This is a genomic window from Limimaricola sp. (assembly GCF_016125575.1).
Classification (GTDB): Bacteria; Pseudomonadota; Alphaproteobacteria; order Rhodobacterales; family Rhodobacteraceae; genus WGLM01.
In genome coordinates, this window is record NZ_WGLM01000002.1 from 369,239 (window position 1) to 394,574 (window position 25,336).

At 65.2% G+C, this 25,336-nt stretch carries 20 protein-coding genes; 15 read left to right on the forward strand and 5 right to left on the reverse strand.

The genetic code is table 11. The annotated features are described in order from the left end of the window. The first annotated feature begins 18 nt into the window (after positions 1 to 18). From GC146_RS03255 to GC146_RS03285, 7 genes are all read left to right on the forward strand, one after another. Entirely contained in the window at positions 19 to 1,458 is a 1,440-nt protein-coding gene (locus GC146_RS03255) for a metallophosphoesterase (protein ID WP_291835725.1), read from the forward strand. After that, positions 1,455 to 5,687, forward strand: coding sequence for a GMC oxidoreductase (locus tag GC146_RS03260; RefSeq protein ID WP_291834278.1), 4,233 nt, complete (start codon positions 1,455 to 1,457; stop codon positions 5,685 to 5,687). Before GC146_RS03255 ends, GC146_RS03260 begins: the two co-directional genes overlap by 4 nt. Positions 5,688 to 5,893: 206 nt before the next feature. Then, positions 5,894 to 6,397 (forward strand): Lrp/AsnC family transcriptional regulator, encoded by a 504-nt coding sequence (locus GC146_RS03265; protein WP_291834280.1) that lies wholly within the window; start codon positions 5,894 to 5,896, stop codon positions 6,395 to 6,397. A gap of 140 nt (positions 6,398 to 6,537) precedes the next feature. Next, a complete protein-coding gene (locus tag GC146_RS03270) occupies positions 6,538 to 7,677 on the forward strand; it encodes a glycine cleavage T C-terminal barrel domain-containing protein (protein WP_291834282.1) in 1,140 nt (379 codons plus the stop codon). Positions 7,678 to 7,805: 128 nt separating this feature from the next. Next, a complete protein-coding gene (locus tag GC146_RS03275) occupies positions 7,806 to 8,597 on the forward strand; it encodes an enoyl-CoA hydratase (protein ID WP_291834284.1) in 792 nt (263 codons plus the stop codon). Between the two features lie 3 nt (positions 8,598 to 8,600). Beyond that, complete coding sequence (locus GC146_RS03280) at positions 8,601 to 10,325, forward strand: acyl-CoA synthetase (RefSeq protein ID WP_291834285.1); 1,725 nt, start codon at positions 8,601 to 8,603, stop codon at positions 10,323 to 10,325. Positions 10,326 to 10,441: 116 nt separating this feature from the next. After that, a complete protein-coding gene (locus GC146_RS03285; protein ID WP_291834287.1) occupies positions 10,442 to 10,636 on the forward strand; it encodes a hypothetical protein in 195 nt (64 codons plus the stop codon). 73 nt (positions 10,637 to 10,709) lie between these two features. Here GC146_RS03285 and GC146_RS03290 read toward each other — a convergent pair whose 3' ends face one another. The 4 genes from GC146_RS03290 to GC146_RS03305 form a co-directional block, all read right to left on the reverse strand. Next, positions 10,710 to 12,041, reverse strand: coding sequence for an amidase (locus GC146_RS03290; RefSeq protein ID WP_291834289.1), 1,332 nt, complete (start codon positions 12,039 to 12,041; stop codon positions 10,710 to 10,712). Continuing rightward, on the reverse strand, positions 12,038 to 13,387 hold the full coding sequence (locus GC146_RS03295) for a TRAP transporter large permease subunit (RefSeq protein WP_291834291.1): 1,350 nt from the start codon (positions 13,385 to 13,387) through the stop codon (positions 12,038 to 12,040). Before GC146_RS03295 ends, GC146_RS03290 begins: the two co-directional genes overlap by 4 nt. After that, a complete protein-coding gene (locus GC146_RS03300) occupies positions 13,387 to 14,004 on the reverse strand; it encodes a TRAP transporter small permease subunit (RefSeq protein WP_291834293.1) in 618 nt (205 codons plus the stop codon). The genes GC146_RS03295 and GC146_RS03300 overlap by 1 nt, the downstream gene beginning before the upstream one ends. Positions 14,005 to 14,089: 85 nt before the next feature. Next, positions 14,090 to 15,211, reverse strand: coding sequence for a TRAP transporter substrate-binding protein (locus tag GC146_RS03305; protein ID WP_291834294.1), 1,122 nt, complete (start codon positions 15,209 to 15,211; stop codon positions 14,090 to 14,092). 621 nt (positions 15,212 to 15,832) lie between these two features. Here GC146_RS03305 and GC146_RS03310 point away from each other — a divergent pair. From GC146_RS03310 to GC146_RS03335, 6 genes are all read left to right on the forward strand, one after another. Beyond that, positions 15,833 to 16,720, forward strand: coding sequence for an AraC family transcriptional regulator (locus GC146_RS03310; RefSeq protein WP_291834295.1), 888 nt, complete (start codon positions 15,833 to 15,835; stop codon positions 16,718 to 16,720). 243 nt (positions 16,721 to 16,963) lie between these two features. Beyond that, positions 16,964 to 18,016: a sugar ABC transporter substrate-binding protein gene (locus GC146_RS03315; protein ID WP_291834296.1), complete on the forward strand. Its 1,053-nt coding sequence runs from the start codon at positions 16,964 to 16,966 to the stop codon at positions 18,014 to 18,016. A gap of 75 nt (positions 18,017 to 18,091) precedes the next feature. Next, entirely contained in the window at positions 18,092 to 18,898 is an 807-nt protein-coding gene (locus GC146_RS03320; protein ID WP_291834297.1) for an ATP-binding cassette domain-containing protein, read from the forward strand. A 4-nt stretch (positions 18,899 to 18,902) separates the two neighbouring features. Further along, positions 18,903 to 20,153: a sugar ABC transporter permease gene (locus GC146_RS03325; protein ID WP_291834299.1), complete on the forward strand. Its 1,251-nt coding sequence runs from the start codon at positions 18,903 to 18,905 to the stop codon at positions 20,151 to 20,153. Between the two features lie 13 nt (positions 20,154 to 20,166). Continuing rightward, the gene (locus tag GC146_RS03330) at positions 20,167 to 20,895 is read left to right on the forward strand and encodes an SDR family oxidoreductase (RefSeq protein ID WP_291834301.1); all 729 of its coding nucleotides are present in this window, start codon (positions 20,167 to 20,169) and stop codon (positions 20,893 to 20,895) included. After that, positions 20,895 to 22,496 (forward strand): FGGY-family carbohydrate kinase, encoded by a 1,602-nt coding sequence (locus GC146_RS03335; protein ID WP_291834304.1) that lies wholly within the window; start codon positions 20,895 to 20,897, stop codon positions 22,494 to 22,496. Before GC146_RS03330 ends, GC146_RS03335 begins: the two co-directional genes overlap by 1 nt. Positions 22,497 to 22,558: 62 nt before the next feature. Here the strand turns inward: GC146_RS03335 and GC146_RS03340 are convergent, their stop codons facing one another. Then, entirely contained in the window at positions 22,559 to 22,744 is a 186-nt protein-coding gene (locus GC146_RS03340) for a hypothetical protein (RefSeq protein WP_291834307.1), read from the reverse strand. Between the two features lie 120 nt (positions 22,745 to 22,864). Here GC146_RS03340 and GC146_RS03345 point away from each other — a divergent pair, with 120 nt between their 5' ends. Next, positions 22,865 to 23,731 (forward strand): LysR family transcriptional regulator, encoded by an 867-nt coding sequence (locus GC146_RS03345; RefSeq protein WP_291834310.1) that lies wholly within the window; start codon positions 22,865 to 22,867, stop codon positions 23,729 to 23,731. 54 nt (positions 23,732 to 23,785) lie between these two features. Then, positions 23,786 to 24,946 (forward strand): permease, encoded by a 1,161-nt coding sequence (locus GC146_RS03350; protein WP_291834313.1) that lies wholly within the window; start codon positions 23,786 to 23,788, stop codon positions 24,944 to 24,946. The last annotated feature ends 390 nt before the right edge of the window (positions 24,947 to 25,336 follow it).

The window sequence follows — 25,336 nt, forward strand, 5'->3', positions numbered from 1 at the left end:
AAGGTCATTCTTTCGGACATCCATGCCGGCGCCCCGGAAAGCCTGTTGACGGTTCTCGAAGCGCAGACGTTCCGGGTCCTGCCACATATGGTCAGCGTGACGACGCAGGCATTTCGCGATGCATTGGCGGTTACGCTGTCCAGCCTGGACCTGCACGAGAAACCCGATCTGGTGCTACTTGGGGATATCCTTGACCTGTCATTTTCACCGCCGGACGAAAGCGCACGGATTCTGACCGCCTTTCTGCAGGAAATGCGAATCGGCAGCGCCTTCGGCAAGGTTGCCTATTTGCCGGGTAACCACGACCATGAAATGTGGACGGCCGACCGTTTTGGCGCCACGGCCAATCCGGGCCTGTCGCCCGGTGATCCGGCGTTCTGGGCCCATACCTCGCCCACCTTCGCGTCGCCCGGCGCGGTCGGGACGACGGGGATTCTCAACCGGATCCTGCGCGATGCCGGACATGCCGGAGAGGTCGCCACCTACTATCCCAACATGGGGGTGGCGCGGCCCGCAGCGCAGGCCGGGGACGTCCCGCGGGCGCTGGTGCTGCACCACGGCCACTTCATCGAAGGGGCCTACCGGCTGATGACGCGGATCCTGTCGATGATGACGGGCGAGCCGATGCCGGTGATGACGGCCGAGAACCTCGAGGCGGCCAATGGCAGCTGGATCGACTTCGCGTGGTCGACGCTGGGCGATGCCGGCGCGGTGGGGCAGGCGGCGTCGCTCGCCGAACGGCTGATGGTTACGGGCGGGGGCGCGCATGCGCTGCAACTGCACCTTGGCGCCGTGCTGCAGGCGCAGTTGCGGAAGCTGTTGCCGTTGCCGCATTCCAAGGGCATCGCGCGGGCACTGGGCTATGCCAGCGACGCGATGATCGATGCCTTCGTCGGCGCCTATTCGCAACTCGAACGCTACAGTTACGGCGACCACCTGACGCCATCCTCGCGCGCGGGGCTGGTCGATTACCTCGCGCAGGTCGTGGCCGGGCAGATGCGCGACGAGTTGAAGATGCAAGACCTGACGGCGCAGACCACCTTCGTCTTCGGCCATACGCACAAGCCCTTTGCCGACCGCGTTGTCGTGCCGGGCTTTGCGCGGCCGGTCTCGGTCTACAATACCGGCGGCTGGGTGGTGGACACCTCGCAGGTCGATACCGTGGAGGGTGCCGCGCTGGTCTTCGTGGACGACGACCTGAACACCGCCATGCTGCGGCTTTTCTCGGTCGGCGGCGGAGGCAGCTTGACGGAACCGGCGGTCGTCTCGGCCGACCCGACGCCCGATGCCACAAACCCGATGGTTCAGAAGCTGCAAAAGGCGGTCACGGCCAACGCGACCGCGTGGGAGCGGTTTCGCCGCAATGTCGAGACCGACATCCAGATCAAGCAGGACATGTACTTGTCCAACGCAGAGCGCGCCGAAAGCGCCTATGTCTCGCAGCGGAGGCTTTCGTGAGGTTCAGCATCACCCGGATTTCCACGAGCCTGCCCGCGATCCTCAAGGATCGGTCGTCGGGGCCGGATCTGGGCCAGGTCTTCGATGCGATCGTGGTGGGCTCGGGCTATGGCGGGGCGATTTCAGCGGCCAAGCTGGCGCTGGCCGGGCGCAAGGTGCTGCTGCTGGAGCGGGGCCGCGAGATCCTGCCCGGCGATTATCCCCGCACGCTGGCCGAGGCGCAGCAGGAAACCCAGATCACCACCGCGCAGGCGGGCCGGTTGACCCGCGTGAACGGCATGCTCGACCTGCGCATCAACAAGGACATGAGCGTTGTCGTCGGCTGCGGCCTTGGCGGCACCTCGCTGATCAACGCCAATGTCTCGATCAGCCCGGTCGAGGGCGTGTTCACCCAGACCGAAACCGGCCCGGACGGCAAGGAACGCCATCTGTGGCCCAAGGCGTTTCGCGTCGCCGCCGACGGCACGCCCATCGCCACGCCGCTGGCGGCCGAATATGCCGAGGCCATCGCGGGGCTGGGGGCGCAGCCATTGCCGGCCAGCAAGACCTTTCCCAAGATCGAGGCGCTGAAGAAGGCCGCCGACGAGCTTGGGTATCCGTTCGAGCGGCCGCCGATCAACGTGACTTTCGCTGACGGCAAGAACCATTTCGGCAACTTCCAGCCAGTCTGCACCGATTGCGGCGATTGCTGTTCGGGCTGCAATTACGGCGCGAAGAACACCACGCTGATGAATTACCTGCCCTTTGCCGCCGCGAACGGGGCCGAGATCGTGACCGAGGCCGAGGTGTTCACGGTGGCGCAGGAGGGCGGCCTCTGGGAGGTCCGCATCAACGCCTTCGGCCAGCCGGCCAAGGACGGGTTTGACGTGAAGGCGCAGCTTGTCGTGCTGGCGGCGGGCACGCTGGGATCGACCGAGATCCTCAAGCGGTCCGAGGCGGCGGGGCTGAAGCTGGCCTCGGGCGCGCTGGGCCTTGGGTTTTCCGGCAATGGCGACGTGCTGGGCTTCGGCTTTGACGCCAACCGCGAGACGGATGCCGCCAAGGCCCCCAGCCCGATCTACAGCATCGGCGCAGGTGTCAACGCGCCCGACCAGCCGCAATATGCGCCGGGGCCCTGCATCACCGGCGCCATCCGCATCGACATGGGGCCCGGCGACGCGGTGCGCGATGGCGTCCTGATCGAGGAGGGCGTCGCGCCCGGGCCATTGTCGCTGATCTATCCGGGCATCTTCTTCATCCAGGACGCGGTGAACAGCAACCTGATGCGCTTTCCCGACGCACAGCGCCGGATGGAGGACATTCAGAACCTCGGCAACGACCTGCTGGGGATGAAGGACCTCTCGGATCTCGCCTATACCGGCGCGGTCGCCAATACGCAGTCCTACCTGCTGATGTCGCATGACGATGCCGGGGGCAAACTGTGCTTCAACGCCCAGACCGACAGTATCTGGGTCGACTGGCCGGGCGTGGGCAGCCGGTTTCCGTTTCCGCGCGACAACGACATCCTGCGGCAGGCCAGCGATACGATCTGGGCCAACTACGTGGCCAACCCGCTGTGGGACGAGGCGTTCGGCTGGAAGGTCATCTCGACCCACCCGGTCGGCGGCTGCCGCATGGCCGACAGCGCCGAAGACGGTGTCGTCAACGCCGATTGCCACGTCTTCACCGGCACGGGCGACGAGGTTTATGACGGGCTGATGGTCTGCGACGGGGCGGTGATCCCCTCGGCGCTGGGGGTCAACCCGCTGCTGACGATCAGCGCGGTGACGATCCGGGCGATGGACAGGCTGATTGCCAAGCGCAACTGGCCGGTCACGTCCAGTCCCAAACCGGCCGCGTCGACCTCGCCGAAGGTAAATCTGACACCGCTTGAACCGGCCCCCTTCGCGGCGCTCGAGACGGCCCTGAATTACGCAGCAGAGCGGCTGGGGCAGGCGATTCTGGGCATAGCGCTGGGGCGGGGCGGAACGGTCAAGACCGAGCTCTTCGACGCGGCCCGGACCTTTGTCAAAGACCATGTTTCCGGCTGGCAGCAGCCGATCGCACTCGGCCTGATCAACAAAGCCGAGAAGGCGGCGGACATGAAAGACGATTTCCTGCCCGCTTTTGAAACCCTCAAAGGATACGTCACCAAGATTCAGGGCGTTCTGACCGGCGGGGGCGCGTCATCAAGCGATGATGTCGCCGCGGCCCTGCTGGGCGTGGTCGAGGAGATCGTGGGCGAACTGTCATCGGGCCTGTCGTTTTCCGAAACCATGTCAGGGGCGGTGGCGCAGCTTCCCCAAAGGCCGCACCCGGTCTCCGATCCTTACCGGATCGGCGCGGCGCAGGGCGCAGTCGAAGGGGCGACCATCGAGGCCCTTTTCGTCGTTTCGACACCGGATGTCGACGACATGATGAAGGATCCACGCCATCCTACCGCGTTGGGCGGATCGCTGGTGGTGGCCGGCACTCTGCCGGGGCTGCCGGCGGGCACCTACACCCTGTCTGATGGCACGTTCGAGCTGCTCAGGCAGGACGACACCGAGGTGGACCGCTGGCTGATGACCTATGCCGGTAAATTCCACGACGGCCTGACGTTTTCGGGCTACAAGGTGTTGCAGCGCCGACCGGGCAGCAACTGGTGGACCGACCTGACGACGCTGAACGTCGATATCTTCGATGCTTCGGGCAGCGCCGGGGTGCCGCTGGCCCGCGGGCAGCTGACACTGGGCGTGCAGGACTTCGTGCGGCAAAGCCAGACTATTCGCGCCGCGTTCAACGGCGCGCTTGGCGAGATGGGCATTTTCAACAAGGTGATCGAGGCCATCGAGGGGCATTCGCTGAAGACCCTCGTCAGGTCCTCCGACTTTCTCAACGGGCTGGCCCGCTTCGGGTTGAAGACCTATGGGACCGATGCGCAGGGCAACCTTCTGCCGCAGGCCAATGCCCTTGCCGCGCTTGCCGATATCGACGCGCCCATGCTGTTTGCCACGCTGATCTTCGAGGCCTATGGCGGGCTGCCGGCCTACCTCTACAACTATCCCGCCCGCAACGTGCCCGCTGGCGCGATGCCCCGTCCCGACGGCGGAACGCTGCCCGGCTTCCCGGAGATCAAGGCGCAGCCCCTGTCGGAAACCGTCGCGGGCGCGACGATGCAGCTAACCCGCTTTGAAGGGGGCAAGAAGGGGCCGGTGATCGTGGCCAACGGGCTGGGATTCCGCGGTCTGGGATTTGCCCTGATCAATCCCACCTCGAAGGCACCATCCTTCGTGCAAAGCCTGCTGAAGGAAGGTTACGACGTCTGGGTGTTCGACCATCGCGCCAGCCCGCAGAACGTGGGCACGAACGGCAAGGTCAACATCGACTACACCATCGACCAGATCGCCGAGGTGGACTGGGGCTGGGCCATCGATACGGTGCTGAAGGCGCGCCCCGACGTAAAGGACGTGCAGGTCATGGCCCATTGCCTGGGCGGGCTGACGGCGATGATGGCGGTCGCGGGCGGCCATGTGCGCGACATCCGGCAGATGATCGTCAGCCAGTTCAGCCTGCATCCCGTGACCAGCTGGTTCAACGAGCTGAAGGCCGATACCAACCTCGCCGCACTGATCCGAAGCGGGCTGGACATGACCGAGCGCGTCGCGATCGCGCAGCTGACGGGAAATCCCCTGCTGGGTGACCTGTTCGAGAAGCGCGAGATCTTCGATCTGTGCAGTGCCGTTCCGCCCGCGGGCAAACGGACGAAGGAGCAGGACCTGGCCCTGCTCATCGACACCCTTCTGTGGCGCGCGCCCTTCCCCGCGGGCGAGCCCTGCTACAGCCCGACCTGCCACCGGGTGTTCGGCGTGTTCGGCCAGGTCTACCTTCACGCCCAGCTTGACCAGTTCACGCACGAGGCGATCGGGGCGATGGCCGGACCGGTGGCGACCCGCCCGTTCCTGCAACTGGGCAAGATGATGCGCGCGGGCCTCGCGGTCGATGCGGGCGGGCGCAGCGCCACCTACATGGCGCATCCCGAGCGGTTCACGTTTCCGGTTCACCTGATCTCCGGTTCGCGCAATCAGCTTGTCACGCCGGACACCACGCTGCGCACCCAGCGCTGGCTGCAGAAAGGCACGCCCGCAAATGCGCACCTTTTCACCCGGCAGGTTTTCGACGGCTTCGGTCATCTCGACTGTTTCATCGGACGCGATGCGCCCGCCAAGGTCTTCGGCCCGCTGATCGACCGGCTGAACGCCTTCAACTGATCCGCTGCGCCGCCGGGGCACTGTCAGCGCAGATCTCTTCTCAACGTCGAGCACCGTCCTGCACGAGCGTGGCCGGCAAGTGCCGCTCCTGATGGAGGTCGGGTCGCAAAACGGGCTGAAAATCCGCAGCAATCGGCTAGAAATACTCTCTGTCCTGTGTGCCGTGCCCGCCTTGCGTCCGGGCGAGCAACGAAAGTGAAGACGAGTTGAAAAAGCTGGGTCTCGATGCAACGGACATCCGCATCCTGAGTGCCGTCCAAAGCCATGGGCAGTTGAGCAAGTCGCGATTGTCCGAGATCGTCAACATCTCGGCCACCCCGTGCTGGTCGCGACTGGACCGGCTGAAAGCGGCCGGCTACATCCGCGGTTATCACGCCGATGTCGCCCTTGAACGGGTCTGCGACCTGACACAGGTGATGGTCACAGTGTCGCTGACATATCACCGCAAGGCCGATTTCGACCGGTTCGAAAGCTGGGTCGCGCGGCACGACGAGATCACCGAGTGTGTCGCCACCGGCGGCGGCATGGACTACGTGATGAAAACCGTTTGCCCGACTTTGGCGGCCTTTCAGGTCCTCATGCAGGACATGCTGGATGCCGAGATCGGCGTCGACCGATACATGACCTACATCGCGACTCGGGTGGTCAAGGCAAGCCGGCCCAACATCGCGAAACTGGCCGGTTCGGTGTCGCGCGACCGAACGGTCTGACAACGGCCTCAACTTCAGCCCGAGCGGACCGCAGCAGGCCGGTTTTTTGGACCGCATCCCGCAGCCTTCACCGACTAGACAAGCGTCACATTCAACCCGCGTCCGTGGCGCAGGCCCGGCGACAGCAAAGGCGAAAAACGATGAACGCAGACGACTTCGGCTTTGGCACGCAGATCCGGAAATCGCCCTATTTCGACGCCACCGTGCGTTGGGGCGCCAAGGGATTTTCCGTTTACAATCATATGTATATCCCGCGTGATTTCGGCGATCCGGAGCAGAACTTCTGGAACCTCGTGAACGACGCGATCCTGTGTGACGTGGCCGTCGAGCGTCAGGTGGAAATCACCGGTCCCGATGCTGCGAAATTCGTCCAGATGCTGACGCCGCGCGACCTGTCGAAGATGGCGGTCGGCCAGTGCAAGTACGTGCTGATCACCAATGCCCAGGGCGGCATCCTGAACGACCCGATCCTGCTGCGGCTGGCCGAGAACCATTTTTGGATCTCGCTGGCCGACAGCGACATCCTGCTTTGGGCGCAGGGTGTGGCCGTGCATGCAGGCCTCGATGTGCAGATCGGCGAGCCGGACGTATCCCCGCTGCAGCTTCAGGGGCCGAAGTCCGGCCAGATCATGCAGGCCCTCTTCGGCGACGAGATCCTGAGCCTGAAATACTACTGGCTGCGCGAGCTGGAGCTTGACGGCATCCCGCTGATCGTATCGCGCACCGGCTGGTCAAGCGAGCTGGGCTACGAAATCTACCTGCGTGATGGTTCCAAGGGCGATGCCCTGTGGGAGCGGATCATGGCCGCGGGCATGGAATATGGGCTGAAGCCCGGGCACACCTCGTCGATCCGGCGGATCGAAGGCGGGATGCTGTCCTATCACGCCGATGCGGACATCCACACCAACCCCTACGAGCTTGGCCTCGACCGGTTGGTCAACCTCGATATCGAGGCCGAGTTCATCGGCAAGGCGGCGCTCAAGCGCATCCGCGACGAGGGCGTGACGCGGATGCAGGTTGGGCTGATCATCGATACCGACCCGCTCAAGGGACCGAACACGACGTTCTGGACGATCAACCGCGACGGCGCCGAGATTGGCAAGGTCACGTCTGCCGTCTACTCGCCCCGGCTTGAGCGGAACATCGCGCTGGCCATGGTCGCGGTCGAGCATGCCCAGATCGGCGCGCAGGTCGAGATTGTGCTGCCCTCGGGACCGACCACGGCGACGATCGTGGAACGTCCGTTCTTCGACCCGAGAAAGTCGCTGGCCGCGGCCTGATTTGGGAAGGCACCGGGTGCTGCGGGCACCCGGTTTCATTCAAGTGCTGCCACCGCCCTGACCGGGGCGGTGGCCGTGGGACATGCTGACCGAAAGCGTCCCGATCAACACATTCCGAAGGCCCCGACATGAGCATTCTGCTGCGCGACCTCGATGCCGACGGCATCCTCCGCCTGACCTTGAACGATCCGGGCCGGCGCAATGCGCTGTCCGAGGCAATGCTGACCGCGCTGGGCCAAGCCGTTGCCGCGGCCGGCTCCGATCCGCAGGTGCGCGTCATCGTGCTGGCCGCGAACGGCCCGGCCTTCTGTGCGGGACATGACCTCAAGGAGATGACGGCGGGCCGCGCCGGGGCGGATCGCGGGAGGGCCTATTTCACCAAGGTGATGACGCAATGTTCGGGCGTGATGCAGGGCATCGTTTCCTGCCCCAAGCCGGTTATCGCCGAGGTGACGGGCATTGCCACGGCGGCGGGATGCCAGCTGGTGGCCAGTTGCGACCTCGCATTTGCGGCCCAGACGGCGCAATTCAGCACCCCGGGCGTGAATATCGGGCTTTTCTGTTCGACGCCGATGGTCGCCTTGTCCCGCAATGTCGCGGCCAAGCACGCGATGGAAATGCTGCTGACGGGCGACATGACCCCCGCTGCACGCGCTGCCGAAATCGGCCTCGTCAACCGGTGCGTTGCGCCCGATGAGCTGCGCGCAGAAGTGATGGCCGTCGCGCGCAAGATCGCCTCGAAATCCTCGATGACACTGGCGACCGGCAAGCGCGCCTTTTACGAACAGCGGGATTTGCCGCTGGCCGAGGCTTATGCATACGCCTCGCGCGTGATGGTCGAGAACATGCTGGCGCATGATGCTGAAGAGGGCATCGGCGCCTTCATCGGCAAGCGCGCGCCGCAATGGCAGGATGCCTAACCCATGGCGAACCCCTTCAATACCGGTCTTGACCGTAACCCCGCGAACTACCAGCCGCTGACACCGCTGGGCTTTCTTGAACGTGCGGCGCTGGTCTTTCCCGACCATGTCGCGATCGTCCATGGTGCCATGCGGCGCACGTATGGCCAATTCTATGCGCGCGCGCGGCGATTGGGCTCGGCTCTGGCGCAGGCGGGTATCGGGCGGGGGCAGACGGTGTCGGTTCTGCTCGCCAACACGCCGGCGATGCTGGAATGCCATTACGGTGTGCCAATGTGCGGTGCCGTGCTGCACGCGATCAACACGCGGCTCGACGCGGCGATTATCGCCTTCCAGCTTGACCACGCCATGTCGCGGCTGGTCATCGTGGATGCCGAGTTCCTGCCGTTGTTGCAAGAGGCGCTGGCCCTGTGCAAGGCGCCGCCCGCCGTCATCGTCTACGACGACCCGGAGTTTGACGGTCCGCGCATCACGCATCAGGACGACGATTACGAGGCATTCCTTGCCACGGGCGATCCGGACTTTGCATGGCTGATGCCCGAGGATGAATGGGACGCCATCGCGATCAGCTATACCTCGGGCACCACAGGGGATCCCAAGGGCGTGGTGACCCATCACCGGGGTGCCTACCTGCTGGCGCAGGGAAATGCGCTGACGGCCTCGATGGCCAAACACGCGGTCTACCTGTGGACGCTGCCGATGTTCCACTGCAACGGCTGGTGCTTTCCATGGACGCTGTCGGCCATCGTGGGCACCCATGTCTGCCTGCGGCAGGTCCGGGCCGAGCCGATCTGGGCGGCGCTGGCCGACGAGGGTGTTACCCATCTTTGCGGTGCGCCGATCGTCATGTCGCTGATGATTTCTGTTCCCGACACGATCAAGCGGGCCCTGCCGCGCCCGGTGCAGTTCTTTACCGCCGCGGCGCCGCCACCTGAAAAGCTGTTGGCCGACATGAAGACGGCCGGCTTCGATGTGACCCACCTTTATGGCCTGACGGAAACCTATGGCCCGGCGGTGGTCAACGACTGGCATCCCGACTGGTCAGGTCTGCCACCCGCCGAACAGGCACGGCTGAAGGCGCGGCAGGGCGTGCGTTACCTGCCTCTGGAGGGGCTTGACGTGCTTGACCCCGAGACGATGCGGCCCGTGCCGCACGACGGCCAGACCATGGGCGAGGTTATGTTTCGCGGCAACGTCGTGATGAAGGGCTATTTCCGCAATCCCGCGGCCACGCAAGAGGCCTTCAAGGGAGGGTGGTTTCATTCCGGTGACCTCGGCGTGGTCCATCCTGACGGCTATATTCAGCTTAAGGACCGGTCGAAGGACGTCATTATCTCGGGTGGCGAAAACATCTCGTCCATCGAAGTCGAAGAAGTGCTTTACCGGCACGATGCAGTGGCCGTCGCGGCCGTGGTTGCCATGCCGCACGCCACCTGGGGCGAGACCCCCTGCGCCTTCGTCGAATTGGCCGACGGGCAGACCACCGACTCCGCTGCGCTGCGGGCGTGGTGCCGTGATCATCTTGCCCATTACAAGGTGCCCGGCGTTTTCGTATTTGGCCCGGTTCCGCGCACTTCCACCGGCAAAATCCAGAAATTTGCCCTGCGAGAGAAGGCGCGCGCGCTCGACGTCGAGCGGCATCAGCCTGTCGGGCGGACGGATCATGCGAAAATCGGGGCGAAAATCGGGACGGAAGGCGTGGTCGGCACGGTTGAACGGCCTATCTGACAAAGGCCGGCGCAGCAGGCGGCGACAGGCAATCGACCGCTTGCGCAATGCGCTGCAGCGTGGTGAACTAAGACAACGTCCGGCATCGCCGGTGCGGGCAACGGAGGGATGAGGAAATGCAACTTCTGGCCAATATCGTTGGGGCGGTCGGTGCCATCGTTTACGTCGGCTATTTCGCCCTGTCGGTCGGTGCGCCCTCGCTCAGCATCATCGTTGCTCTTTCGCTGGCGATGATGGTTTATTCGTTCTACGACGATATGCGCACGGCCGCGTCGCGCGCGGTCCGGCTGGCCGACGCCAAGAAGGACTGACACGCCGCGCAGGCGTGAAAAGGGCGGCCCGCTGGCCGCCCCCCATATACTGAAACTCGAAGCAGACGCGCCGTCAGGCGGCGGTTGCGATGCGGTTCCACAACCAGTTGGCCGTCCGCAGCAGCCGCGCATCGTCGCCCACTTTCCCGACAAGTTGCACACCCAACGGCAGGCCGTTCGGCCCGGTCATCAGCGGCAGCGACAGTGCGGGCGTTCCCAGAAGCGACCACGTGGTGCAGAAAACGGGGCTGCCCGTCGTCTCGATCCCCGGCGCCTCGCCGGGGGTGGCCGGGGTGAGGATCGCGTCGAACTCGTCAAAGATCGCGTCCAGCGCGCGCGTCAGCACCGGGATTCTGGCCAGCGCCCGGATATGGGCGGCCGCCGTAATCTCTGACCCGCTTTCAATCATCGCGCGCAGCCGCGGGCTCAGCTGGTCCTTGCCGCGCTCGTATTCCGGGGCAAGGCTGACGGCGAGTTCCGGATCCTGGATCAGGCGATGCAGCTCTACCGCCTCGGCAAAGACCTGCGGCAGCTCGACCGTTCCCACACTCTCGCCCAACTCATCGACAAGCTCGGCGAATGCCTCTTGCGTGCTGGCCCCGGCTTGCTCCCAAAGCGGGCTGCGCACGAAGGCCACCCGTGGTGGCAGCGGTGGCACGGATGTGGCTGTCGCCAGAAGATCGGAGCGGGCATGCAGGCGTTCGGCGGTTTCGCCGGGGTCGGCATCCATCAGGACCTCGGCGATCAGGGCCGCGTCGCGCACCGTGGGGGCAAAGACGCCGACCTGATCAAGGGTGCGCGAGACCGACAGCATCCCGCGTCGCGAGATCAGCCCGCGCGTTGGTTTGTAGCCGACCACACCGCAGAAGGCCGCCGGCCGGATCACCGATCCGTTGGTTTGCGAGCCGACGGCAAGCGGCACCATGCCGCTGGCCACCGCCGCGGCCGACCCGCTGGACGATCCGCCCGGCGTGCGCGACGGGTCGACGGGATGATGGGTCTTGCCGGGCTGAAAGGTGGCAAGTTCCGTCGTCACCGTCTTGCCCATGATGACAGCGCCCGCTTCGCGCAAGAGCCGCACCACGGTGCTGTCTTCCAGCGTCCGCCGCCCGGCATGGAGCGGCGTGCCATCCTCGGTCGGCATGTCGCGGGTGTCGAAGATATCCTTCACCCCGACCGGCACGCCATGTAGCGGCCCGATCGGTTGGCCCTGCGCGCGCAGCTTGTCCAGCTTGCCCGCCTGCCGAAGCGCATGATCTGGGTCGATAAAGGCCCATGCCTCTATGCCCGGGTCCACTTCGGCAATCCGCTTGAGGTGGGCCTCCGTCACATCCGTGGCGGTGATCCGGCCGTCACGCAGGGCTTTCTGCGTGGCGGCCAGTGTCGTCATCTCTGTCTCGGTCATCTGGCGTAGAGCGTGTTCGGCAGCCACAAGACGATCTCTGGGTATATGTAGATCAGTGCCATGGTGATGAAGACCATGAAGACGAAGGGCAGCGAACCGGCGAAGATGTCCGACAGCTTGACCTCCGGTGGCGAGACACCCTTGAGGTAGTAGGCCGCCATGGCCATTGGTGGCGTGTTGAACGAGGTCTGGATGTTCAACGCGACGAGGATGCCGAAGACGATCGGGTCAACCCCGAAGAACTTCAGCAGCGGCAGGAAGATGGGCACGAAGATGATAATGATCTCGGTCCATTCCAACGGCCAGCCCAGCAGGAAGATGATGGACTGGGTCAGGATCAGGAACCCGACCCGGTTCATGTGCAGGCCCTTGATCAGCTCTTCGACCAGCCCTTGGCCGCCCAGATAGGCAAAGACCGACGCGAAGGTCCACGAGCCCACGAAGAGGAACGTCACCATCGCCGAGGTGCGCGCGGTCAGATAGACCGCCTCTTTCAGCCGGGTGAAATCCAGTTCGCGATAGGCGGCGGCCAAGAGCAGGCTGCCGAATGCGCCAACGGCGGCGGCCTCCGTCGGGGTGGCAAAGCCAAAGAGGATCGCGCCCAGCACCGACAGGATCAGCAGCGCCAGCGGGAAGAACGAGGTCAGCAGGGCAAGGAAGATGCTGAAGTAGGATTGCGTCACCTCGCTGGCCGGCATCTTGGGCGCAAGCTTGGGGTTGATGATCGCGCGGCCCACCACGTAGATCACGTAAAGTCCTGCCAGCAGAAAGCCGGGAAGAAAGGCGCCTGCATAAAGCTTGACCACGGATTCCCCTGCCGTGGCGGCGTAAAGGATCAGCAGGATCGACGGCGGGATCATGATACCAAGGCACCCGCCAGCGCAGACCACGCCGGCCGCCAGCTTGGTGTCGTAACCCGCCTTCAGCATTGCCGGGAAGGCCAGCAGGCCCATCAGCGTCACCACCGCGCCCACGATGCCCGTGGCCGTCGCGAAAAGTGCACAGGTCACCAGCGTCGCCACGGCAAGCGAACCGGGCACGCGCCGCGCCGCGATCTGGATCGAGTAGAACAGCCGATCAAGGATGTTGGCTCGCTCCACCACGTATCCCATGAACAGGAATAGCGGCACCGCCGTCAGCGTGTCGTTACTGAGAATGCTGAACGTGTTCTGCACCAACAGGTCGAACACGCGGTTGTTCAACAAGTGGCTGAACTGGTCCGGGGTGGCATAGGCAAAATAGCCAAAGCCCACTGCCATGCCCATCAGCGTGAACACCACCGGGAAACCCAGCAGCACCACGAAAATGAACAGGACGATCATCAGAAGGCCGAGTTCGCCGCCCATTACGCTTTCTCCCCGGCATGGCCCTTGGCCATTTCAATTTCATCGTGGGTGGCCATGAATTCTCGCTCGTGAAGGATGGCGGTTTCCATTTCCTCGACATCCTGTGCGCGCTGTGGCCAGCCGCCCGTGCGCAGGCAGTAGATGCAGCGCATCACCTCGGCCGCGCCCTGCAGCAGCAACAGCGCCCCCGCGACGGGGATCAGCGTTTTCAACGGAAAGATCGGGATATCGACCGGGCTGTAGATGCTGACCTCGTGGTAGCGCCACGATTTGGCCGCATAGCTCCATCCGGCGAAGGTCAGGGCGGAGACGCCCGGAAAGAAGAACAGGACATAAAGCGTCAGGTCGATCGTCGCCTGCTTCCGCTCTGACAGAAGCCGGTAGATGATGTCGCCGCGCACATGCGCGTTGCGCGAAAGCGTGTAAGCGCCCGCCATGATGAACGACGCCCCGTACATGTTGTACGACAGGTCGTAGTTCCAGTCCGTGGGGTTGTTCATCACGTAGCGGACGAAAACCTCATAGCAGGTCCCCAGCGTCAGGATCAGGATATACCACCCGAAGGCCTTGCCGATCGCCGTGCTGAACTGGTCGATCGTTCGTATCGCAGAAAGCATGGTCGCGCCTCACACTTCTTTATTGTCGCCACGAACAGGACGGCGCGAACGCCGTCCTGCCCCTGTCGCTGTCGCGGCAGATGCCTCAGAGTTCGAGCGGTTGCTCGTCCCCGAAATAGTGGGTGTAGGCCAATGCAAAATCGTTGTTCATCATGATGTTGCAGTAGGCCCGGTTCTTGGCGAACTCACGCTGGCTGTCGATGACCTTCTGGAAGAAGGCATCCTGGCCGTATTGCGCGGCAACCTTGTCCCACGCGTCCAGCTGTGCCGAAAGCACCGATTGCGGGGTCCGCTTGACGGTGACACCGGCCTCCTTGATCTGCTGGAGGTAGTCGGCATAGCTCGAATAGGCGAGCTGCAGGTTGGTCGAGTTGGCAGCCTGCACCGAGTGGTTGATGATCGCCTGCTGTTCCTGGGCGAGCCCGTTCCAGCGGTCTTTGTTGATCTCGAATTCAAGGCATTCGTTGGCCTGGTGATACGAGCTCAGCATGTAGTACTTGGCCACATCGGGCGCGCCGAAGCGGAAGTCCGAGGTCGGGTTGGAGTACTCGAAGGCGTCGATGACGTGCTTTTCCATCGCCGGCACGATCTCGCCGCCGGGCAGCTGGGTCACCTTGCAGCCAAGTTCCTGCATCACGTTGGCGGCAAGGCCCACGGTGCGGTACTTGAGGTTCTGCATGTCGTCGATCGAGGTGATCTCCTTGTTGAACCAGCCCAGCGGCTGGGGCGACTGCGGCATGTGGAACCAGCCGACGATGTTCAGCCCGAGGATGTCCTGGGTCAGTTCCTTGTAAAGGTCCTTGCCGGGTCCGTAGAACCAGGCCAGCACGCCATGGGTATCCCAGCCGAAGCAGGGCCCGGTGCCGAACAGCGACGCGGCACGGTTCTTGCCGTACCAGTAGGCGGGCACGAGGTGGCCGGCATCGAGCACGCCGTTGGACACCGCGTCCTGCACTTCGTTGGTCTTCACCACCGCGCCGACGGTCAGGTAATCGATCTTCAGGCGGCTGCCGCCCAGATCGTTGATCGTGTCGACAAGCTGCATCGCGTAATCGTTGAAGATGTCGCCCGGGGCCCACGACCCCTGCATCTTGAGCGTCGCCGTTTCGGCGCGCGACACTTCCGGCATGGCGAGCGTCGCCGCGCCGGCGACAGCCGCACCGCCGATAAACCTGCGCCGCGAGACTCTCTGATTCTTGTCCGTCATCTTATCCTCCCTTTCAGAATTGGGTCCCAGCACCCTCGACACTGGTACCGCACACATTGGCCCCAGACGGCTGCCTCCCCGACAGGGCGCCCCGGACCTCAGCTGGCGTATCGAAAACGGTGATCGCGCCATCCAATGCGCCGGTTTCACGACACATCAACTCCGCATGATAGGTGACCGGGGCCGTTAGTCCAGACACTTTGGTAAGAAAAGTTGACCTCCTTGGGCCCTTACGCAACTTTTCGCGCCGCCGGTCTTGTGACGTCCTGCCCCGGCAAACATCAATTGCGCGCCCCGTCAGCTATCTGCCCGGCATCATTTCCTGATCTCGAATGGGACGATCCCGCATTGCGCCACCCCTGCGCCCAAGCAGCAGCTGGCCATCTTCATATCGCTTGCGGCTGATGTCGCGCGCACGGCACCTCACGCGGAATCGGCAAATCGTGACCCAAAATGACCGATTCAGGTCAAGAAAGTATCAGTGCCATGCCGGAACCGTAGTAGCGGGGCCCGGAATCGGGGCGTAACCTCATTCTAAAGGGTGCCCTGAGAGGCACCGCCCTCGGGGAGGAGGGAGGCCGCAAGCGGGGCGATCCGCGCAGCCGGAAGGGAGGATGTGCCATGTTGAAACCTGACCTGGAAGTCGTCCAGATCGGCCGCAGCGAATCGTTCAAGGCGTGGGAACACGGCTATCCGTTCCACACCGTGCGCTGGCACTTTCACCCCGAATACGAGATTCACCACGTCGTCGAGACCTCGGGGCGCTACTTCGTGGGCGACTTCATCGGCAGCTTCGAGCCGGGCAACCTTGTGCTGACCGGCCCCAACCTGCCGCATAACTGGGTCAGTGACGTGCCCGATGATGCGCAGATCCCCCTGCGCAACCGGGTGTTGCAATTCACCGAAGAGTTCGTCGCCAAGGCCACAGCACTTTTCCCCGAGATGGCACCCTGTGCGCGCATCATGGAGGCCAGCCGCCGCGGCGTGCTGTTCACGCCCAAAACGGCGGCCGAGGTCGGCCCGCTGCTGGCCGAACTGATCCCGGCGCGGGGCGTGCGCCGGCTGGAGCTGTTTCTGGCCATCATCGACAGGCTGTGCAGCGCCGAGGGCGCGCGGCCGCTCTCCAGCGCCGATTACCTGCCCGACCCGTCGGGATTCATGTCCGAGGGGATCAACGCCGCGCTGGCCTTCATCAACGCCAACCTGACCGAACCCTTCGGCGAGGCAGACCTGGCCGCCATCGCCGGGCTGAGCCCCAGCGCCTTCTCGCGCAGCTTTCGGCGCCATACCGGCATGGCGCTGGTCAAGTATGTCAACCGCCTGCGTATCAACCTCGCCTGCCAGCTTCTGATGGGCGACGAGGCGCGCTCGATCACCGACATCTGCTTTTCGTCGGGCTTCAACAACATCTCGAATTTCAACCGCCAGTTCCTTGCCCAGAAGGGCATGACCCCGTCCGAGTTCCGCCGTCTGCTGATCGGCAACATCTCGGCGCTGGCGGCGCAATGAGACTGCCTATGCGGAAGGAAATGAACATGACAAAGCCGAACCGCGACTGACTGGGCCGGCGGGCCAGCCCCCGCCCGTCCCCCCCAATTTCGACCCAGCGCAAGGCCCCTTGCGGCCGGCCCGGCGACAGCCCTGTCGCCGCACGCCCCCGCTTTGCCCCGCGCCGGTAAACGGCCCTGCACGCGGTGACCCGCGCGTGCACCGGTCTGCATTCAGACGGAGGTCACACGTGGAGGAAAACCGATGACATTTTCGACCCTGAGAACCACCAGCGCGCTTGCGCTTGCGGCCAGCCTGCTGGGCGGCGCGGCCTTTGCCCAGACTTCGGGCACCGTGGCCTTCCTGATGCCTGACCAGGCCTCGACCCGCTACGAACAGCACGACTTTCCGGGCTTCAAGGCCGCGATGGACAAGCTTTGCGCCGATTGCACGGTGATCTACCAGAACGCCAATGCCGACGTGGCGCTGCAACAGCAGCAGTTCAACTCGGTCATCGCGCAGGGCGCCAAGGTGATCGTGCTTGACCCGGTCGATTCCGCCGCCGCCGCGGGGCTGGTGCAGATCGCCCATTCGCAGGGCGTCAAGGTCGTGGCCTATGACCGCCCGATCCCCGACACCCCGGCCGATTTCTACGTCTCCTTCGACAACGAGGGGATTGGCCACGCCATCGCTGCCTCGCTGGTCGATCTGCTGAAGGCCAACGGCGTTCCGGCGGGTTCAGGCGTGCTGGAAATCAACGGCTCGCCCACCGATGCCGCGGCGGGGCTGATCCGCGACGGTGTTCACTCTGCCTTGGCAGATTCCGGCTACAAGACACTGGCCGAGTTCGACACGCCCGACTGGGCGCCGCCCAAGGCGCAGGAATGGGCCGCGGGCCAGATCACCCGCTTCGGCGACCAGATCAAGGGCGTGGTGGCCGCAAATGACGGCACCGGCGGCGGTGCGATTGCCGCCTTCAAGGCCGCCGGCGTCAACCCGGTTCCGCCGGTCACCGGCAACGACGCGACCATCGCGGCGCTGCAGCTGATCATCGCGGGCGACCAGTACAACACCATCTCGAAACCCTCCGAGATCGTGGCCGCGGCCGCCGCGCAAGTGGCGATGGACCTGATGAACGGCAAGACGCCCGAAGCGACGACGACGCTTTACAACACGCCGTCGCAACTGTTCGTGCCGGCGGTCGTGACGCGCAAGAACATCAAGGCCGAGATCTTCGACAAGGGCATCCAGACGCCCGACCAGGTCTGCACCGGCGAATATGCGGCCGGCTGCAAGGAACTGGGCATCACCAACTGAGGCCAAGGGGCTGCGCCGCGTATCGTCGCGGCGCAGCCTGACACCGGACGCACTGACGCGGGGGAGAGGACCACCATGACGACGCAGGCAACGACCCATGCCGGGCAGAAGGGCGAACTTCTTCTGCGGCTGAAGGGCATTTCCAAGCAGTTCGGGGCGGTCACCGCGCTTTCGGACATCGAACTCGACATTCACGCGGGCGAGGTGGTGGCGCTGGTCGGCGACAACGGCGCGGGCAAGTCGACGCTGGTCAAGGTGCTGGCGGGCGTGCACCAGCCCAGCTCGGGCACCATCGAATATCGCGGGCGGGCGGTCAGCCTGTCCAGCCCGGCGGCCGCCCTTGAACTGGGCATCGCGACCGTGTTTCAGGACCTCGCGCTGTGCGAGAACCTTGACGTGGTGGCCAACCTTTTTCTGGGTCACGAGATCAATCCCTGGCGGCTGGACGAAGTGCAGATGGAGGTCCGCGCCTGGACCCTGCTGCAGGAACTGGCCGCGCGCATCCCGTCGGTGCGCGAACCCATCGCCTCGCTGTCGGGCGGGCAGCGCCAGACAGTCGCCATCGCGCGCTCGCTGCTGCTAGATCCCAGTATCATCATGCTGGACGAACCCACCGCCGCGCTGGGCGTGGCGCAGACGGCCGAGGTGCTCAACCTCATCGAACGGGTGCGCGACCGGGGCCACGGGGTGATCCTGATCTCGCACAACATGGAGGACGTGCGCGCGGTGGCCGACCGCATCGTCGTGCTGCGTCTGGGCCGCAACAACGGCACCTTCACCGCCGAGACCAGCCAGCAGGACCTTGTCGCCGCGATCACCGGCGCCAACGAGAATGCTGTTTCGCGCCGTGCCGCGCGCCACCAAGAGTTGACGGAGGAGTGAGCCGATGAGCCAGAACCAGATTTCCGCCGCCGCCAAACTCGATCAGGCTGACAGCCGCGTGCGACATGACGAAGGCATTGCCGGCGCCATTCGCGCCTTCTGGGACAGGGTGCGCTCGGGTGACCTTGGCATGCTGCCGGTCCTTGTCGGGCTGGTCCTAATCTCGGTCGTGTTCACCCTGCTAAACCCGGTCTTTCTTGCCCCCAACAACCTCGTCAACCTCATCTTCGATGCCGCCGCGATCGGCCTGATCTCGCTGGGCGTGGTCTGCGTGCTGCTTCTGGGAGAGATCGACCTGTCCATCGGCTCGATGAGCGGGCTGGCCTCGGCGCTGATCGGGGTCCTGTGGGTCAACAGTGGCCTGCCGGTGGCGGTCGCGGTCTTGGCGGCGCTGGCTTCCGGCGCGGTCGTGGGGCTGATCTACGGCGTGCTGCGCAACCGTTTCGAAATGCCGAGTTTCGTCGCCACCCTCTCGGGCCTGCTGGCACTGCTGGGCCTGCAGCTTTACCTGCTCGGCGCGACCGGGTCGATCAACCTGCCCTATGCCTCGCCGCTGGTCCGCTTCGGGCAGATCCTGATCATGCCGGCGTGGCTCTCTTACCTGTTGGCGTTGCTCCCCGGGTTAAGCGTGGTGTTGACAGGCATGGGCACGATGCGCCGTCGCCGCGCGGCGAACCTGTCCAGCGCGGGCCTCAGCGTGGTGCTGGCTAGGGCAATCATCCTGACCGTCGCGCTGGTCTTCTGCGTCTATTACCTCAGCCTCGGGCGCGGTGTGCCATGGATGTTTGGCGTTTTCGTGCTGTTCGTGCTGGGGCTCGACTATGCCCTGCGCCGCACACAATGGGGCCGGTCGATGTTCGCGGTGGGCGGCAATGCCGAGGCCGCGCGGCGGTCAGGCATCAACGTACAGCGCATTCGCCTGTCGGCCTTCGTGCTGTGTTCCAGTTTCGCCGCGCTGGGCGGCGTGTTCTCGGCCGCGCGGCTGGCCTCGGCCAGCCAGCAGGCCGGCACCGGCGACGTGAACCTCAACGCCATCGCCGCGGCGGTGATCGGTGGAACCTCGCTTTTCGGCGGGCGCGGCTCGGCCTGGTCGGCGCTTCTGGGGGTGATCGTCATCCAGGCGATCTCGAACGGGCTGACGCTGCTGAACCTCAGCTCGTCCCTGCGCTACATGATCACCGGCGGCGTGCTGGCCATCGCGGTCATCGTCGACTCGCTCGCGCGGCGCTCGCGTGCCAGCCACGGCCGGGCCTGAAAGGAGAAGGACAATGACGTTGCAACTGCAAGGCAAGGTCGCGGCGGTCACCGGCGCGGCCTCGGGGATCGGCCTCGAATGCGCCCGCGCGATGCTGAAGGCGGGGGCGAAGGTGGTGCTGGTCGACCGCGCCGGGGAGAGGCTACGCGCGCTTTGCACCGATCTTGGGCCCGCTGCCTTTCCGCTGGTCGTCGACCTGATGGACCCGGCCAGCGTCGATGGCATGGCCGACCGGATCGTCGCGCTGGCCGGCGGGCTCGACATCTTCCACGCCAATGCCGGGGCCTATGTCGGCGGCGACGTGGTGACGGGCGATCCCGATGCATGGGACCGGGTGCTGAACCTCAACATCAACGCCGCCTTCCGGTCGGTCCGGGCGGTGCTGCCGCACATGGTGGCGCAGAAATCGGGCGACATCATCTTCACCAGTTCCATCGCCGGGATCGTGCCCGTGGTGTGGGAGCCGATCTACACCGCCTCGAAATTCGCGGTGCAGGCTTTCGTGCATACCGTGCGCCGGCAGGTGGCGCCGCATGGCATCCGGGTGGGGGCAGTGGCGCCGGGGCCGGTGGTGACGGCGCTGCTTGATGACTGGCCCAAGGCCAAGATGGACGAGGCGCTGGCCAATGGCAGCCTGATGCAGCCCGTCGAGGTGGCCGAGGCGGTGATGTTCATGCTGACCCGCCCACGCGGCGTGACGATCCGCGACCTTGTCATCCTGCCGGCCAGCGTGGACCTGTGATGGCGCGCGACTGCTATATCGGCGTCGACGTGGGCACCGGCAGCGCGCGCGCCGGGGTCTTCGACCGCGCGGGGCGGATGCTGGCTTCGGCCCGGCGCGACATCACCCTTTTCCGCGCCGCAGGGTCCGTTGTCGAGCAATCCAGTGCCGAGATCTGGGCCGCGGTTTGCGATTGCGTGCGCCGCGCCGTGGCTGCGGCAGCCGTCGCGCCCGCGCGCATCGGCGGCATCGGCTTCGACGCGACATGTTCGCTGGTGGTGCTGGGGCAGGGCGGCGCGCCCTTGCCGGTCGGGCCGTCCGGGGACCCGGCGCGCGACATCATCGTCTGGATGGATCACCGCGCCACCTACCAGGCGCGCCGGATCAACGCGACCGGCCATGACGTGCTGCGCTATGTTGGCGGCGTGATCTCGCCCGAGATGGAAACGCCGAAACTGCTGTGGCTGAAGGAAAACCGCCGCGCCACCTTCGACGCCGCATGGCAGTTCTTCGATCTGACAGATTTCCTGACATGGAAGGCCAGCGGCAGCCTTGCCCGGTCGATCTGCACGGTGACGTGCAAGTGGACCTACCTCGCGCATGAGGGGCGCTGGGACGCGGGGTATTTCCGCGCCGCGGGGCTGGAAGAGTTTGCGGATGAGGGCTTTGCTCGCATCGGGACCGACGTGGTGGCGCCCGGCACCGCGCTGGGCCAGGGCCTGACCGAACAGGCCGCCATCGCGATGGGCCTGCCGGTGGGCACGCCCGTCGCGGCCGGGCTGATCGACGCCCATGCGGGCGGGATCGGCACGGTCGGGGCCACTGGTAGCGATCCGACGGCGAACATGGCCTATGTCTTTGGCACCTCCTCCTGCACCATGACCACGACGCGCGATCCGGTCTTTGTGCCGGGCGTCTGGGGACCCTATTTCTCGGCCATGGTGCCGGGGTTCTGGCTGAACGAGGGTGGCCAGTCGGCCGCGGGCGCAGCGATTGACCAGTTGCTGGCGCTGCATCCTTTCGCCGCCGAGGCGCGCGGCCTTGCCGCCGATGCCGGCCAGCCGCTGCCGGTCTGGCTGGCCGGGCAGGCCGGCGATCCGTCGCAGGCGGTGCGGCTGGCGGCTGGGCTGCACGTGGTGCCCGAGTTTCTGGGCAACCGCGCCCCCTTTGCCGATCCGGACGCGCGGGCGGTCATCGCCGGGCTGGGGATGGAGAACGATCTGACCAGCCTTGTCGCGCTTTACGTGGCGGGGCTTTGCGGCATCGGTTACGGCCTGCGCCAGATCATCGCCGCGCAGGCCGATGCGGGCGCGCCGATCGAACGGATCATGATCAGCGGCGGCGCAGGGGCGTCGGACTTGGTGCGGCAACTGCTGGCCGACGCCACGGGGACCGAGGTTGTCGCTGCCCGCGCGACCGAGCCCGTCTTGCTGGGGGCCGCGATACTGGGTGCGGTGGCGGGCGGCGGCTTTGCCGATATCGTCACCGCGATGGCGGCGATGTCTGCGCCCGACCGCAGCTTTGCCCCCGCCACGGGCGAGGAGGCCACCCAGCACGCGCGCCGCTTCGACGCCTTCACGCGCTTGCAGGCGCTGGCACGCGACTTGCGAGGGTCGGAGTAAGGGCTGCAACACGCCTTGTGCAGCCCCTTGCCGCCCGCAGGTCCATCCGGGCAAAGGGACGCTTAGAACCGGTCTGGAAAGCATAACATCACCTGCTGGATGTCGAGGTCGCTGGAAAATGCCTCGGCGTTGCGGGTCAGCATGTCGTGGACGAAATCGCGGCGCGAGCGGGTGCCGTCGACGGGCGAGAGGTGCGCCGTGTGATGGCGCGTGCGGCCACGGAAACGAAAGAAGATCGGGAACGGCATCGGCGGTCTCCTGCATGGGTCAATGACCGGACGTTAGAGCGGCCTGGCGGGGGGCTGGTATCCGGCACAACGTTGTGTTGTTCTACGAAAATGAAGAGCCGATTTCGCAATTGGTCAGATGTGCGCATCTTCCTCGCGGTGATCCGCGCAGGCTCCACCCTTGGCGCTTCGCGGCGGCTGGGGATTGCCCAGCCCACCGTCGCCCGCCGGATCGAGGCGCTTGAACACGAGATGGGACTTGTTCTTTTTGACCGCGACAACAGGGGGTTCCGCCCCACTGCCGCCGCACAGGCCCTGCTGCCGCTGGCGCAATCGATGGAGGCTGCTGCACTGGCACTGGAAGAGCGCGCGCAGGATTTGCAGCGCCCCCGTCCGATCCGCATCACCGCGTTTTCGCCCAACTTCTCGGCCCGTGTCAGCGACATCTTCACGGCTTTCTCGGAACGCCACCCGGATGTGGCTTTTGCCTTTCTGCCGGGGGGCGAGATCCTCGACCTCGCGAAAGGCGAGGCCGATATCGCCCTGCGCGTCACCCGGACGCAGCCCGACCCTGACCTGATCTGTCGCAAGATCAGTACCGCGCATTTCACTCTTTTTGGTGCACCCGCCTATGCCCGCGCGCATGGCCTGCCGACCTCGCCCGAAGAGATGGGGGAACATGTCCTTGTCGATTACGTGCCGCATGGTGGCCAATCGTTCCATCACGACTGGCTGGCGCGGCACGTCCCCCCCGATCGGATCGTTGCCATCTACGGCGAGTTTGGCCTACTCGAGGCCGCGATCCGGGCGGGCCGGGGTCTTGGCGTGATCAACCTGCGCCTTGCCGAGGCGGACGAAGCTTCTGGGCGGCTGATCCGCTGTTTTCCGCCGCCCGAGGCATTGTCCGCCGACCACCTGATGCTGGTCGCGCCCGAGGCCTACCGCCGTCCCGACGTGCGGGCCTTCACCCGCTTCTTCGCGCCCCGCTACGCCGCGATCTTTCGTTAGCGGCGCGCAAGGGCGGCCGCCGGCCACCAGCGCAAGCGACCGAAAGGACAGACAATGGAAAATACTTCACGCGCCGTCCTTGGCGCCCTTCACCTTGTCGCGGCAATGGGCTGGCAGGTGCTCTGGGGCCTGATCCTCGGTTTTGCCGTTTCGGCCATCGTCGACGCGGTGGTTTCGAAGGCAGAGCTGCAAAAGCTGATCCCCGACGCCTCGGCCCGGTCGGTTACGCGGGCGACATTGCTGGGTGCTGCCTCGTCATCGTGTTCCTATGCGGCAGTTGCGATTGCGCGGTCGCTCTTTCGCAAGGGCGGCGATTTCACCGCAGCGATCGCGTTCCAGTTCGCCTCGACCAATCTGGTGATCGAGCTGGGGCTGTTGCTGGTCGTGCTGATGGGCTGGCGTTTCGGGCTGGCCGAGTTCGTGGGTGGGCCGATCATGATCGCGCTGCTTGTCGTAGGCTTTCGCGCGTTTCTGCGCCCCGGCATGGTCGAGGCCGCCCGGCGACAGGCCGACCGCGGCCTGCAGGGCCGGATGGAGGGCCATGCCGATATGGCCCAGATGGACAAGTCCGGCGATTGGCGCTCGCGGCTTGCCTCGCCCAAGGGCTGGGACGCGATCAGCCATTACTTCGTGATGAACTGGTCGATGCTTTGGCGTGACATCGCGGCGGGCCTGGTGATTTCCGGCGCTTTGGGTGCGTTGGTACCCGACGAATTCTGGCACGCGGCTTTTCTGGTCAACGACCCGACGCTGGGCCGCCTCTGGGGGCCCTTGATCGGCCCGCTGATCGCGGTGGCGTCATTCACCTGCTCGATCGGTAACGTGCCGCTGGCCGCAGTGCTGTGGAATGGCGGGATCAGTTTCGGCGGGGTTGTGGCGTTCCTGTTCGGCGACCTGATCATTCTGCCGATCCTGAACATCTACCGCCGCTATTACGGGATGAAGATGGCGATCTTCCTTGGGGCCATGTTCTATGCCGCGATGGTCCTTGCCGCGCTGGCGGTCGATCTGGTCTTTGGCGGGCTGGGCCTGATCCCCGAGATGCGCCACGTCAACGTGGGCGAGGCGGCGTTTTCACTGAATTATACGACGGTGCTGAACGTCGTCGCGCTGGTCTTCGCGGGCTGGCTTTACCTGCGCTACCGGCGGAGCGGCGGGCCGCGGATGATGCGTGCGATGAAGAGAAATGGGCAGGGGCATCAGGACCAAGCATAGGCCATTTGCCCCCGTGGCGCAGGTGCCGGGGGCCAGATGCGTGCCGACGATCACGCCATGCATCAGTCGTCCCGGCTGCAGGGGCTGGCGGAGTGAAAAGCGACAATAGGCGGATCGTGCGGAACGGAGCGGAGCTGCAGATCATCTGGATCGCAAAAGGATGAGGCTGCCGCGCCCGCTATCGGCCCCACCCAGAGCCAGCCAAAGGCATGGTGCGGAACCATGACCTCGGGCGCCTTGGTAGGGGCCAAGGCCGATGTTCCGGTCGCGACGTGGACCAGCACCGGCGGGCCTGCCTGCAGGAGCCGGGCGAGTGGCATGGAATATTGCCTTTGCTCAACGCCAGATGCCCAGCGCGCCACGGGCAGCGGCTTCGGTGGCGGCACTGGT

Bases quoted from the DNA above. Each gene is read 5' to 3' on its own strand.
- GC146_RS03325 (WP_291834299.1), top strand. From the start codon at position 18,903: ATGAGCCAGAACCAGATTTCCGCCGCCGCCAAACTCGATCAGGCTGAC.
- GC146_RS03335 (WP_291834304.1), top strand. From the start codon at position 20,895: ATGGCGCGCGACTGCTATATCGGCGTCGACGTGGGCACCGGCAGCGCG.
- GC146_RS03300 (WP_291834293.1), bottom strand. From the start codon at position 14,004: ATGCTTTCTGCGATACGAACGATCGACCAGTTCAGCACGGCGATCGGC.
- GC146_RS03310 (WP_291834295.1), top strand. From the start codon at position 15,833: ATGTTGAAACCTGACCTGGAAGTCGTCCAGATCGGCCGCAGCGAATCG.
- GC146_RS03340 (WP_291834307.1), bottom strand. From the start codon at position 22,744: ATGCCGTTCCCGATCTTCTTTCGTTTCCGTGGCCGCACGCGCCATCAC.
- GC146_RS03320 (WP_291834297.1), top strand. From the start codon at position 18,092: ATGACGACGCAGGCAACGACCCATGCCGGGCAGAAGGGCGAACTTCTT.
- GC146_RS03290 (WP_291834289.1), bottom strand. From the start codon at position 12,041: ATGACCGAGACAGAGATGACGACACTGGCCGCCACGCAGAAAGCCCTG.
- GC146_RS03315 (WP_291834296.1), top strand. From the start codon at position 16,964: ATGACATTTTCGACCCTGAGAACCACCAGCGCGCTTGCGCTTGCGGCC.
- GC146_RS03270 (WP_291834282.1), top strand. From the start codon at position 6,538: ATGAACGCAGACGACTTCGGCTTTGGCACGCAGATCCGGAAATCGCCC.
- GC146_RS03295 (WP_291834291.1), bottom strand. From the start codon at position 13,387: ATGGGCGGCGAACTCGGCCTTCTGATGATCGTCCTGTTCATTTTCGTG.
- GC146_RS03305 (WP_291834294.1), bottom strand. From the start codon at position 15,211: ATGACGGACAAGAATCAGAGAGTCTCGCGGCGCAGGTTTATCGGCGGT.
- GC146_RS03330 (WP_291834301.1), top strand. From the start codon at position 20,167: ATGACGTTGCAACTGCAAGGCAAGGTCGCGGCGGTCACCGGCGCGGCC.
- GC146_RS03280 (WP_291834285.1), top strand. From the start codon at position 8,601: ATGGCGAACCCCTTCAATACCGGTCTTGACCGTAACCCCGCGAACTAC.
- GC146_RS03285 (WP_291834287.1), top strand. From the start codon at position 10,442: ATGCAACTTCTGGCCAATATCGTTGGGGCGGTCGGTGCCATCGTTTAC.
- GC146_RS03275 (WP_291834284.1), top strand. From the start codon at position 7,806: ATGAGCATTCTGCTGCGCGACCTCGATGCCGACGGCATCCTCCGCCTG.
- GC146_RS03350 (WP_291834313.1), top strand. From the start codon at position 23,786: ATGGAAAATACTTCACGCGCCGTCCTTGGCGCCCTTCACCTTGTCGCG.